The organism is Curtobacterium sp. LFS084 (assembly GCF_047977705.1).
Taxonomy (GTDB): Bacteria; Actinomycetota; Actinomycetes; order Actinomycetales; family Microbacteriaceae; genus Curtobacterium.
Genome location: NZ_JBFPFM010000030.1, coordinates 1 through 12147 on the forward strand (window position 1 = coordinate 1; position 12147 = coordinate 12147).

Here is a 12147-nt window from a genome sequence, read left to right on the forward strand (position 1 = left end):
GCGCTCGCCCACCCCGCACCCGCGCGGCCCGCGCGGCCCGCGCCCGCGGACTCAGCCCGCGTACGCCCCCACGAGCCGCACCGCGCCGCCGTCGACACCCTTCGCACCCTGCTCGAACCCGGCGAGGTCCTCGCGCTCCGAGGTCGAGATCGACCCGACCGCCCACGACGGCAGGCCGGCAGCGCCGAGCGACGCGATGACGTCCGACGCGGCAGCCTCCGAGACGACCGCGAACATGCCGATGCCGAGGTTCCAGGTGCCCTCGGTGTCCTCGATCGGGGTCCCGGCCATGTCGGCGAGGACCCGGAACACGGGCAGGGGCTGCCACGTGGAGCGGTCGACCTCGACCCAGGAGCCGACGGGGAGCACACGCGCCAGGTTCGCCGCGATGCCGCCGCCCGTGACGTGCGAGAGCGCGTGCACGGCACCCGGGTGCTGCTCGATGAGCGACAGCAGCGGCGTCGTGTAGAGGCGCGTCGGCTCGAGCAGGGCCTCCCCCACGAGCCCGCCGAGCTCCGGCAGGGAGTCGGTGTACGCGACGCCACGCGACGACAGGATGTGCCGGACGAGCGAGTAGCCGTTGGAGTGCAGCCCGGAGGACGCGATCGCCACGACGACGTCGCCGTCCTGCACGAGGTGCGCGCCGAGCTGCGACCCGGCCTCGACCGCGCCGACCGCGGCACCGGCCACGTCGTAGTCGTCCGGCCCGAGCAGGCCCGGGTGCTCGGCGGTCTCGCCACCGACGAGTGCGGTGCCGGTCTCCGAGCAGCCACGCGCGATGCCGGCGACGATGTCCGCGATGCGACCGGGCACGACGCGTCCGCACGCGATGTAGTCCGTCATGAAGAGCGGCTTCGCCCCGACCACGACGATGTCGTCGACGACCATGCCGACGAGGTCCTGGCCGATGGTGTCGTGCTTGTCGATCGCCTGCGCGATCGCGACCTTCGTGCCGACGCCGTCGGTCGAGGTCGCGAGCAGCGGTCGTGAGAAGTCCTTCAGGAACGAGACGTCGTAGAGTCCGGCGAAGCCACCGACGCCGCCCAGCACGGACTGGTTGTGGGTGGCCGCGACCGCGGACTTCATGAGTTCGACGGCCAGGTCACCGGCGGCGGTGTCCACTCCGGCTTCGGCGTACGGGTTGGGCATGCTGAGTCCTTCGCGGTGACATGGCAGACTTGTTCGGTACCCCCCGATTCTACGGTCTGGAGCACACCCGCGAATGTGCGGCATCGTCGGCCTCGTTGCACAGGGCCCCGTCAACCAATCCATCTACGACGCACTGCTCCTGCTGCAGCACCGCGGGCAGGACTCGACGGGCATCGCCACGGTCGAGGGCCACGTGCACCACATGCACAAGACCCGTGGGCACGTCCGCGAGGCGTTCCGCACCCGCGACATGCGCGCCCTCCTCGGCACCATGGGGCTCGGGCACGTCCGCTACGCCACCAAGGGTGCCGCGAGCAACGAGGAAGAGGCCCAGCCGTTCTACGTGAACGCGCCGTACGGCATCGTCCTCGTCCACAACGGCAACCTCACCAACACGCGGGAACTCACGCGTGAACTGTTCGACATCGACCGTCGACACCTCAACACGACGTCGGACACCGAGCTGTTGGTGAACGTGCTGGCGCACGAGCTGCAGGGGCAGGTCCGCGGCGCGAACCTCGACCCGGGCCAGGTCTTCGACGCCGTCGAGCGCGTGCACGAGCGCGTCGAGGGCTCCTACGCCACGATCGCCACGATCGCCGGGCACGGGCTGCTCGCCTTCCGCGACCCGTACGGCATCCGTCCGCTCATCCTCGGTCACAAGTTCGACGAGGCCGGGCAGCCGGAGTGGGTCGTCGCGAGCGAGTCACTCGTGCTCGAGTCCGGCGGATACGAGATCGTCCGCGACGTCGCCCCGGGCGAGGCCGTGTTCATCGAGATGAACGGTCAGATGCACGCCCGGCAGTGCGCGAAGAACCCGCGACTGGTGCCGTGCTCGTTCGAGTACGTCTACCTGGCCCGACCCGACTCGGTGATGAACGGCATCTCGGTCTACGACGCACGCCTGCGCCTCGGCAACCGGCTCGCCGACACCATCGAGCAGCACGCGCCGACGGGTGACATCGACGTCGTCATGCCGATCCCCGACTCGAGCCGACCGGCCGCCATGCAGGTGGCGCAGAAGCTCGGCATCGAGTACCGCGAGGGCTTCTACAAGAACCGCTACGTGGGCCGCACCTTCATCATGCCGGGGCAGGCCGAGCGCAAGCGGTCGGTGCGCCAGAAGCTCAACGCGATGTCGTCGGAGTTCAAGGGCAAGAACATCCTGATCGTCGACGACTCGATCGTCCGCGGCACCACCAGCCGCGAGATCGTCGAGATGGCCCGTGCCGCCGGGGCGAACGAGGTCACCTTCACGAGCGCCGCGCCGCCTGTCCGGTACCCGCACGTGTACGGCATCAACATGCCGACGCGCGCCGAGCTCATCGCGCACGACCGGAAGATCCCGGAGATCAACAAGGTGCTCGGCAGCGACCACTTGATCTACCAGGAGATCGGCGACATGCGCGACGCGATCATCGAGGGGTCCGACGTCACGGACCTCGAGATGAGCTGCTTCACGGGCGAGTACGTCACGGGCACCGTCAGCCCGGAGTACCTGTCCTGGGTCGAGGCGAACCAGCTCAGCTGAGCGGGGTCGCGAACGCGACCCCGCAACGGACTGGAGGCGCGGTGCCAGGCCGAGCCGCGCCTCCAGTCCGTCAGATGCGGACGACTACGGCGTCCGGTCGCCGTCCGCCCGGGCGTCGCCGTGGTCCTCGATCTCGCCGTCCACGGTCTCGGGCGGCAGCTCGACCTCGACGCGCTCCGCCGTGAGGCGGGCGGCCCGGCGCGCGAACACGCGGTCGAGCACCACGGCGACGACGGCGCCGACGAAGGCGCCGATCGTGACGCCCCACAGGCTGAAGTAGCCGACCAGGCTGCCGAAGCTCGCGGTCTCCTGCGTGTCCCCACGGTCGATGTCCATGGTGAGCGACACGACGATGAGCGTCGCGATGAAGCCGAGGACCGCACCGCCGACGATGAAGACCCCGAACTTCGGGGCACGACGGATCGTCACCTCGTCGGAGGAGGAGACGGCGTTCGGCGCCGGAGCCGGTCGTTCGTCGGGTCGGTCGGTGTTGCTCACACGTCCATTGTCCCCCACTGTGGGACGTGCTCCGGCCTGTCCGCTCAGGTGGATCCGGGAGAGGATGGTCGCTACCGATCGGTATCCCACGGCGAGGAGGTGCGGCAGATGCGCGAACGGACCACCCGCGGCGCCCGGACGCCGGCGCGGATCAGCTGGCCGATCCTGCAGCGTCGCGAGGAGGACCGGGCCGTCGCGGTCGTCGCCGAACACCGGTGGAGCGTCGCGCTCGTCGGGGCCCCCGGCCTCGGCAAGAGCTCCGCAGCCCTGCGGATCACCGACCGCGTCGCCGGTCGTGACGCCTCCGGCCGGACGCTCGTCGTGCCCATCACGGCCGTCGCCGCCAGCAGGTCGATGCCGTTCGGCGCGGCGTCGGAGCGCTTCGGCGAGCTGCCGGGCTCCCTCGCCGAGCTCGTCGGCGCGGGCGGGGCCGAGCAGCGCCTCCGCGAGAGCGAGGAGCTCACCGACCGCGACGTCCTGCTGCGCGTGGACGACGCCGACCACCTCGACGCGATCTCCGCACGCTACGTCGCGTGGCTCGTCCGCGAGCAGGGTGCCCGGCTGGTCCTGACCTGCCGCGACTTCACCGCACTCCCCGAACCGCTCCGGGCCCTCTGGCAGGACGACCTGCTCGAACGCATCGACCTCGAGCCGCTCGACCTGCACGAGACCTCGACCCTCATCGCGCGGGCGCTCGGAGCCCAGCTCGAGACGGCGTCGGCCGAACGCGTGCACCGGGCCACCGCCGGCAACCCGCTCTACATCCGCGAGGTCGTCCGGTCGGCGCTCGCCTCCGGGGCGCTCGACCACACCGCCACCGGCTGGTACTGGCGTGGCCGGGTCACCGCCTCGAACAGCCTCGCCGACATGTACCGCACCGAGCTCGGGTCGCTGCCGGAGGACCTCCGCGACGTCGTCGACATCGTCGCCCTCGCGGACCCGATCCCGCTCGCACGGCTGATCGGGCTGGTGAGCGGCGGGGACGTCGACCGCGTCGTGGCGCTCGGCCTCGTCCGCATCGACGCCCTCGAGGACGGTGCCGCCGTCGTCCGCCCGTCGCACCCCCTCGTCGGCGAGGTCGTCCGTGCGCTCGTCCCGGTCGCCCGCCGCACGGCGCTCTTCGCCCGCGCCAACGCCTTCCGCACCGACCGGCCGGAGGGCGCGCCGCCCGCCGCCCGTCTCCGTGCCGCGCTGTGGTCGCTCGAGTGCGGCGTGCTGCCCCCGGTCGACCAGCTCCTCGACGCCGCCCAGGTGGCGGTCGGGCTGCAGGAGCACGAGAGCGGGATCGCACTGGCCTCGGCCGCCCTCCGCACGACGCTCAGCCCGTGCGAGCGGGTCGCCGCGCACTGCCTGCGGTCGCTCGCGCACTCGTACAGCACCGGGCGCGAGGCCGGTCGCGCCGACGCCGAGGCCGCGTGGGCCGTGGTGTGCTCAGCTCCGACCGAGGTCGACGACCACAGCGTGATCGAAGCGTGCGAGACGCTCGCGAACATCCGGCAGTTCCACGACGACGACGTCCTCGCCGCGGTCGCCCTCACCGATGCCGCGTCGCGGCTCGTGGGTCCGGACGCCGCCGAACGGCTCCGCCTGCTCCGCCTGGCACACCTCGGCTGGGGCGGCCGCTTCGACGAGGTCCGCGACGAGCTCGAGCGCTCCGGCATCGCGCAGGCGGCGACGGTGCCGTTCGCGTTCCTCTGCCTCGCGCCGTGCGCGGTGATGGCCCTCGCCACCGCCGGTCGGCTCGACGAGGCCCAGGCCTTCGGCAGGGCGTGCCTGGCGACCGCGGTCGAGCACCTCGAGGACGCCCCGTGGAGCGTCGGCGAGATCGTGTCCGTGCTGCACCAGCTGCAGGTGTGGCGGGGCGACATCGCCGACCTCATCACCGAGGTCCCCGTCCGCCGGTCGAGCCCGTACCTGAAGTACGACTTCACGTTGGAGCTCATCGGCGAGGGCAACCTCGCACTCGCCCAGCGCCGGTGGGACGACGCCGTCGCGGCGTTCTCCGCGGCCTGCGAGCGCTACGACGTGGCCGATCACGGCGGCTTCGCGGCCTACCCGTGGGCACGGCTGGCGATGTCGTACGCCTACGCCGGTCGCGGCGAGGAAGCCTCGGCGGCGCTCGAGCGCGCCCGGGCGACGCCGCTCCGGGCGATGCGGATCATCGGCGACCAGGTCGCGGTGACGATCGCGTGGACCGAAGCGGTGCTCGGCAACCCGGCGGGCCTCCGGCACGCGGACGACATCATCGAGCGCGGGACGGCCAGCGGGTCGTGGACGCACGTGATGTACGCGCAGACCCTGCACTACACGAACGACATGCTGAACGGGCGTGACTCGGCGGCGTCCCTCGTGCGGATGCGCGACGCCGCCGCCCGCGTGGACGGCCCGCTCGCCGGAGCGATCGTCGAGTACGCCGAGGCGGTCCGCACCGACGACCGGACCCGGATCATCGCGGCCCAGGGGGTGCTCGCGTCGCACGGGATGGCGGTGTCGGCCGGACGGGTGAAGCCGCCGCTGACGAACCGCGAGTACGAGGTGGCCGAACTCGCGTCCCACGGCCTGAGCAACCGCCGCATCGCGGAGACCCTCGGCCTGAGCGTCCGCACCATCGACGCGCACCTGTCCCGGGTGTTCACGAAGTGGGACCTGCACGCCCGCACGGAACTCGCCGAGCTGCTCTGATCGGTCGAGTCCGCGGGCCTTCCGGCGCCGCTGCGAGCCGCGGGTGGGTTGCGGAATGCAGCACGACTCGCCGGAACGGTTGACAGGATGTACGGAATGTCGCGTACCTTGGATCCTGTCGCCGGGTTCGGACCCGTTCGGGTCGGGTCCGAATCCCGGCGACTTCTACGGTAGCCGCCGGGTCGGTGACGTCACATCAGTAGGTACTACCTAATTCGCTGAGGCCGTCTAGGTACCCGAGTCCTCCTGTCCAGGAGGCGCGGGGCGGGCTGGCACCGTCCCTCCCGTCCGACACACGCGCCCGTCTCGGATCCGTCTGCGATCCCGCGACCGCCTCGTCTCCGTGCCGTCGCTCGGCCGGCCGTCTCAGACGGCCAGGCGCACCGGCAGGAAGTCCGTGAGGTCCGCGCGGGAACCGGACGCGCTGACGCGCGACTGCGCGACGGCCTCGTCCCAGCGCAGCTCGCCGGTGGCGAGCGCGAGCCAGGTCGTCGCGTCCGTCTCGACCACGTTCGGCGGCGTGCCGCGCGTGTGCCGGGGTCCGGGGACCGCCTGGACGGCCGCGAACGGCGGGACGCGCACCTCGACGCTGTTCCCCGGGACGTCCTCGGCGAGGCGCTGCAGCGACCACCGCACGGCGGTCGCGAGGGTCGGCCGGTCGGTGGCCCCCTGCTGCACGGCGGTGAGCGCGGCCCGTCCCGCTGCGTCCTCGATCCTCCTGGGTGGCATGTCCACAGGCTAGCGGCCGCATCGCAACGGGCGAGTCGGGATCGGTAGGGTGATCGAGTGCGAATCCTCGTCCTCGGTTCCGGTGCCCGCGAGCACGCGATCATCACGGCCCTCCTCGCGGAGCAGGCCGGTCACGTCATCACCGCAGCGCCGGGCAACGCCGGCATCGCGGCCGACGTCGAGACCGTCTCCATCGACCCGACCAACGGTGCCCTCGTCGCCGAGTACGCGCTCGAGAACGGCGTCGAGCTCGTCGTCGTCGGGCCCGAGGCGCCGCTCATCGCCGGCGTCGCCGACCCGGTCCGCACGCGGGGCATCCCAGTGTTCGGGCCGAGCAAGGCCGCCGCGCAGCTCGAGGGCTCCAAGGCGTTCGCGAAGCGGATCATGTCCGAGGCGGGCGTCCCCACCGGTCGACCCGTGTACGCCGGAACCGTCGACGAGGCCGTCGCCGCGATCGACGAGCTCGGCGCCCCGCACGTGGTGAAGGCCGACGGACTCGCGGCCGGCAAGGGCGTCCTCGTGACCGACGACCGCCAGGCGGCGATCGACCACGCCACCTACTGGCTCCAGCACGGGCACGTCGTGGTCGAGGAGTTCCTCGACGGCGAAGAGGTCTCGCTCTTCTTCCTGAGCGACGGGCACGACGTCCGGCCGCTCAGCCCCGCGCAGGACTACAAGCGCCTCGGCGACGGTGACGTCGGACCGAACACCGGCGGCATGGGCGCATACTCGCCGCTCCCCTGGCTCGCCGACCGCTGGGAGTCCGAGCGGGCCTTCGTGGACGAGGTCACCGACCTCGTCGCGCTCCCCACCGTCCGCCGACTCGAGCACGAGGGCACGCCGTTCGTCGGCCTGCTCTACTGCGGTCTGATCGTCACCGAGCAGGGCGTCCGGGTGATCGAGTTCAACGCCCGCTTCGGCGACCCCGAGACGCAGGTCGTCCTCCCCCGCCTGGCGACCCCGCTCAGCGAGCTCATGCTCGCCGCCGCCACCGGGCAGCTCGGCTCCACGCCGGACCCCGTGTTCCGCGACGACGTCGCCGTCACCGTGGTCCTCGCGAGCGAGGGCTACCCCGAGAACCCGAAGACCGGCCGTCCGATCACCGGCATCGACCAGGCGAACGCCCGCGCGGGCGTCTCCGTCGCACACGCCGCCACCGGGGTGCTCGACACCGAGCTCGTCGCGACGGGCGGGCGCGTGCTGAGCGTCGTCGCCACCGGGGCCACCTTCGCCGAAGCCCGCGACCGCGCGTACGCCGGCGTCGGTGACATCACGCTCGAGGGCGCGCAGTTCCGCACCGACATCGCCGCGAAGGTCGCCCGATGAGCGCGGCGCCCGTCCTCGACGGCTGGCAGCACGTCTCCTCCGGCAAGGTCCGCGAGCTCTACGTCCCCACCGGCACCGCCGACGTCGCGAGCGCCACCGAGCTGCTCCTCGTCGCGTCCGACCGTGTGAGCGCGTACGACTTCGCCCTCGAGCCGCCGATCCCGGGCAAGGGCGAGCTGCTCACCCGGCTGTCCCGCTTCTGGTTCACCCGGCTGGCCGACGTCCCGAACCACCTCATCGCCCCGTCCGCCGGCGGGACCCCGGTGCCGGCGTCGGTCGCCGCGCGGTCCATGCACGTGATGCCGCTGACGATGTTCCCGGTCGAGTGCGTGGTCCGCGGGTACCTCGTCGGCAGCGGGTGGGCCGAGTACCAGCAGTCCGGCAGCGTGTGCGGCGTCCCGCTCCCCGACGGGCTGTCGAACGGGGACCGGCTGCCCGAGCCGATCTACACGCCGGCGTACAAGGCACCGCAGGGCGAGCACGACGAGAACATCTCGTTCGAGCAGACGGTCGAGCTCGTCGGACCCGAGGTCGCGTCGAAGCTGCGGGACCTCTCGCTCCGCGTCTACTCCGAGGCGGCGGCGATCGCGCTCGACCACGGGGTGGTCATCGCGGACACGAAGTTCGAGTTCGGGCAGGATGCGTCGGGGCTCGTCCGGATCGCCGACGAGGTCCTGACGAGCGACTCCAGCCGCTACTGGGACGCCCGGTCGGGGAACCGGACGGAGTCGTTCGACAAGCAGATCGTGCGCGACTGGCTCAGCGCGAACTGGGACCGGCAGGGGACGCCTCCGGTGCTGCCCGAGGCGATCGTGTCGCGGACGGCCGAGCGCTACCGCGAGCTCATCGAGCGCCTGGGCGCGTAGGGGCCGGCCCCGCCGCGTTCGGCCGCGCGACCGCCGGACGCGTGGCGCGAGGCCAGGCCGAGCCGCGCCTCCAGGCCGCCCGCACGCCGGAAGCCGGCGCGAGCGGGCACAACACGCCGCTCACGTCCGCCGAGGGAGCACGATGTGCCGCCCGCCCGCGCCGAGCGCGACAGGTCGTGCACTCTCGGCACCCGACGGCGCCGCGACCCGCCGGCGCCCCCGCGACCCGCCGGCGCCGAGCGCGACAAATCGTGCACTCTCGGCACCCGCCGGCGCCGCGACCCGCCGGCGCCCGCGCCCGCGCGTCAGTCGCGCGCGACGACGACGACCGTCAGGTCGTCGCCCGGGTCGTGCGTCACCGCACGCGCCCGGATGCGCCCGAGGAACACGTCGAGCTCCGGGGCGTCCCGCCACATCGCCCCGAGCGCACCGAGGGACGCGAGCGTCGAGTCCCACAGCTCGAGGGCCCCGTCGCTGACGACGATGAGCACGTCCCCGCGCTCGAGTTCGAGCGTGCCCGTGACCCGCTCGGCCCCGACGGGGTGCAGGCCGATCGGCAGGTCGAACGAGCGCAGGACGCTCTCGGTGCCGTCCGCGTGCAGCTGCAGCACGAGGCCGTGGCCCGCGTCGGTGAACTCCATCCGCCCGGTGGCGGGCGTCAGTCGTCCGTGGAACATCGTCGCGAACGACTCGGCACGGCTGAGGTCCGGCCCGACCTGCGCCTCGAGTGCGGCCACGGCCCGGTCCGGGGCCTCGGTGCTCCGGGCGAGCAGGGCACCGCGGATGGTGGCGGCGAGGAGTCCCGCGGACATCCCCTTGCCCATGACGTCCGCCACGGTCAGCGAGAGGCTCGCGCCGTCGAGGTGCCAGTCGTGGAAGTCGCCGGACACGACGCCGTGCGGCAGCGACATGCCCCCGACGCGGTACCCGGGCAGCGTGACGCCACCGGGCTCGAGGCCGGCGAGCACGGAACGGAGCCGGTCCTCATCGGCGCCGGCGGCGAGCTCGCGCTCCGCCCAGACGCCGAGCTCCTCGAGCAGCGCCAGCTCGTCGTCGTCGAGCGTGCGCGGCGTCGGGTCGATGAGGCAGAGCGTCCCGACCTTGACGTCGGCGTCGCCTGCACGGAGCGGCACCCCGGCGTAGAACCGCACGTTTGGGTCGTCGACCACCATCGGCATGTCGGAGTAGCGGACGTCGGCGCGGGCGTCCGGCACGACGACGGGTCCGTCGACCGCGAGGGTCCTACCGCAGAAGGTGTCCTGCAGCGGGATCGTCGGGCCGAAGGCGGTGTCGCTCTGCTGCGACTTGATGAAGACGTCGGACTCGCGTGCGAGGTTGAGGAACGAGCCGGAGACACCGAAGGCCTCGCGCGCGATCCGTGTGATCCGCTCGAAGCGCTCCTCGGGCCCGCCCTCGACGACGTCCAGGGCCGCGAGCAGCGCCGCCCGCCGGACGGCGTCCGTCGCGGGGCGGTCGGAGACGGCGGGCTCGTGGTGCATGCACCCACGCTAACGCGCACAACGGACAGTGACCGTCCCCAGAACGGAGGACGTGTGTCGCCCGTGACAGATGTCACGCCGGATCCGTGACGCACCGCAGAGGGAGCGGGGACCACTCCCCGGCAGGCTCGGAGCCATGAACGACACACCGGTCATCCAGCTCCGCGACCTCCGCAAGCGCTTCGGCGCCGTGGCCGCGGTCGACGGCGTCGACCTGACGATCCGTCCGGGCGAGGTCGTCGCCCTCCTCGGCCCGAACGGCGCCGGCAAGACCACGACGGTCGACCTCGCGCTCGGGCTGTCGACGCCGACGACCGGCGAGGCCCTGCTCTTCGGCGAGGAGCCCCGCGCCGCGGTCGTCTCCGGCCGGGTCGGCGCGATGCTCCAGGGCGGCGCGCTCCTGCCGGACATGACGGTCCGCGACGCGGTCGCCCTCGTCGGTGCCGCGCACCGTCGCCCGATGCCCGTCGACGAGGCGCTCCGCCGGGCGCGGTGCTCCGACATCGCCGGTCGTCGCATCGCGAAGCTGTCCGGCGGGCAGCTGCAGCGGGCCCGGTTCGCGGTCGCGGTGGTCTCCGACCCCGACCTGCTCGTGCTCGACGAACCGACCGCGGCGATGGACGTCGAGGCCCGGCACACCTTCTGGTCGTCGATGCGGGACTTCACCGACGCGGGCCGCACCGTCGTGTTCGCGACGCACTACCTCGACGAGGCCGACACCTTCGCCGACCGCATCGTCATCATGCGCAGCGGCCGGGTCGTCGCCGACGGCACGCCGGCCGAGATCAAGGCGATCGCCACCACCCGCACCCTCCGGTTCGCGGGTGTGGGCGCCGACGCGCACGCCGCGTTGCGCGCGCTGCCGGGCGTCGTGGGCCTGGAGGCGCGGCGCGACGCCGTCACGCTCCGCTCGGACCGCAGCGACGACACCCTTCGCGCCCTGCTCGCCGCCCACCCCGAGGCGCACGACGTCCAGGTGGTCGCCTCGACCATGGACGACGCCTTCCTCGCCCTGACCGCCGACCCGGCGCCCACCGCCACCGCTCCCACCGCCGCTCCCGAAGGAGTCCTCGCATGACCACCGTGACCACCTCCGGCCGGCTGCCGCTCGGCTACGTGTACCTCGAGACCAAGCGGCAGCTCCGCAACGTCCGCGCGATGGTGTTCACCTTCGCCGTCCCGGTGGTCATGCTGCTCGTGTTCGGCTCGGCGTTCGGGTCCGTGACGGACCCGACCACGCACCTGCAGTACCTCGTCGTCACGACCCTGCAGATGGCGTCCTACGGGGCGATGATGGCCGCGTTCAGCCAGGCGTTCGCCATCGTCAACGAACGGTCGATCGGCTGGAACCGGCAGCTGCGCGTGACGCCGCTGTCCGGGTGGGCGTTCATGGTGTCGAAGGTGATCGCCGCGATGGCCTTCGCCGCGATGTCGATCGTCGTCACGGTGGTCGTCGCGACCGTCGTGCTGCACGCGTCCCTCGACCCGTGGCACTGGCTCGCCGCCGGGTTCGGCATCTGGTGCGGCGTGGTGCCGTTCGCCCTCATCGCGATCCTCATCGGGCAGTTCGCGAAGCCGTCCTTCGCCCAGCCGGTGTTCATGGTGGTGTTCATGGGCATGTCGATCCTCGGCGGGCTCTGGGTCCCGCTGTCGGTGATGCCGAGCTGGATGGGGAGCGTCGCGCACCTCATGCCCTCGTACTGGCTGAACCGGATCGGACAGACGGGCGCCGGGGCGACCGGGTCCGCCGGCATGACCGAATCGGCGCTGGTCCTCGCCGCTTGGGCGCTCGTCCTCGGCGCGGTGATCGCGTGGCGCTACCGCCGCGATGCCGCACGAGCGTGACCGAGCGTCCTACGCTGGCACC

General features: G+C 72.6%; 10 protein-coding genes. 6 read left to right on the forward strand and 4 right to left on the reverse strand.

Going from position 1 to position 12147, the window contains the following annotated elements:
- Positions 1-51: 51 nt before the first annotated feature.
- On the reverse strand, positions 52-1149 hold the full coding sequence (gene purM / locus ACNQOV_RS13975; protein ID WP_416395198.1) for a phosphoribosylformylglycinamidine cyclo-ligase: 1098 nt from the start codon (positions 1147-1149) through the stop codon (positions 52-54).
- A 73-nt stretch (positions 1150-1222) separates the two neighbouring features.
- Here purM and purF point away from each other — a divergent pair, with 73 nt between their 5' ends.
- Positions 1223-2680 (forward strand): amidophosphoribosyltransferase, encoded by a 1458-nt coding sequence (gene purF, locus ACNQOV_RS13980; RefSeq protein WP_416395200.1) that lies wholly within the window; start codon positions 1223-1225, stop codon positions 2678-2680.
- Between the two features lie 84 nt (positions 2681-2764).
- Here the strand turns inward: purF and ACNQOV_RS13985 are convergent, their stop codons facing one another.
- Complete coding sequence (locus ACNQOV_RS13985; protein ID WP_402265087.1) at positions 2765-3178, reverse strand: hypothetical protein; 414 nt, start codon at positions 3176-3178, stop codon at positions 2765-2767.
- A 108-nt stretch (positions 3179-3286) separates the two neighbouring features.
- Between ACNQOV_RS13985 and ACNQOV_RS13990 the strand changes: the two genes are divergently transcribed.
- Positions 3287-5860, forward strand: a complete 2574-nt coding sequence (locus ACNQOV_RS13990) for a LuxR C-terminal-related transcriptional regulator (protein WP_416395202.1) — start codon at positions 3287-3289, stop codon at positions 5858-5860.
- Positions 5861-6226: 366 nt separating this feature from the next.
- Here ACNQOV_RS13990 and ACNQOV_RS13995 read toward each other — a convergent pair whose 3' ends face one another.
- The gene (locus tag ACNQOV_RS13995; protein WP_031261651.1) at positions 6227-6589 is read right to left on the reverse strand and encodes a sterol carrier family protein; all 363 of its coding nucleotides are present in this window, start codon (positions 6587-6589) and stop codon (positions 6227-6229) included.
- A 57-nt stretch (positions 6590-6646) separates the two neighbouring features.
- Between ACNQOV_RS13995 and purD the strand changes: the two genes are divergently transcribed.
- Together purD and ACNQOV_RS14005 are read left to right on the forward strand one after the other, a co-directional pair.
- Positions 6647-7915 carry a phosphoribosylamine--glycine ligase gene (purD, locus tag ACNQOV_RS14000; RefSeq protein WP_416395204.1) on the forward strand — a complete coding sequence of 423 codons (1269 nt, stop codon included), beginning with the start codon at positions 6647-6649 and terminating at the stop codon, positions 7913-7915.
- Positions 7912-8781 carry a phosphoribosylaminoimidazolesuccinocarboxamide synthase gene (locus ACNQOV_RS14005; protein WP_416395206.1) on the forward strand — a complete coding sequence of 290 codons (870 nt, stop codon included), beginning with the start codon at positions 7912-7914 and terminating at the stop codon, positions 8779-8781. Before purD ends, ACNQOV_RS14005 begins: the two co-directional genes overlap by 4 nt.
- A gap of 305 nt (positions 8782-9086) precedes the next feature.
- Here ACNQOV_RS14005 and ACNQOV_RS14010 read toward each other — a convergent pair whose 3' ends face one another.
- A complete protein-coding gene (locus tag ACNQOV_RS14010; RefSeq protein WP_416395208.1) occupies positions 9087-10280 on the reverse strand; it encodes a PP2C family protein-serine/threonine phosphatase in 1194 nt (397 codons plus the stop codon).
- A gap of 136 nt (positions 10281-10416) precedes the next feature.
- Between ACNQOV_RS14010 and ACNQOV_RS14015 the strand changes: the two genes are divergently transcribed.
- Together ACNQOV_RS14015 and ACNQOV_RS14020 are read left to right on the forward strand one after the other, a co-directional pair.
- Positions 10417-11358 (forward strand): ABC transporter ATP-binding protein, encoded by a 942-nt coding sequence (locus ACNQOV_RS14015; protein WP_402265101.1) that lies wholly within the window; start codon positions 10417-10419, stop codon positions 11356-11358.
- Positions 11355-12125: an ABC transporter permease gene (locus tag ACNQOV_RS14020; protein WP_416395210.1), complete on the forward strand. Its 771-nt coding sequence runs from the start codon at positions 11355-11357 to the stop codon at positions 12123-12125. Before ACNQOV_RS14015 ends, ACNQOV_RS14020 begins: the two co-directional genes overlap by 4 nt.
- Positions 12126-12147: the final 22 nt, after the last annotated feature.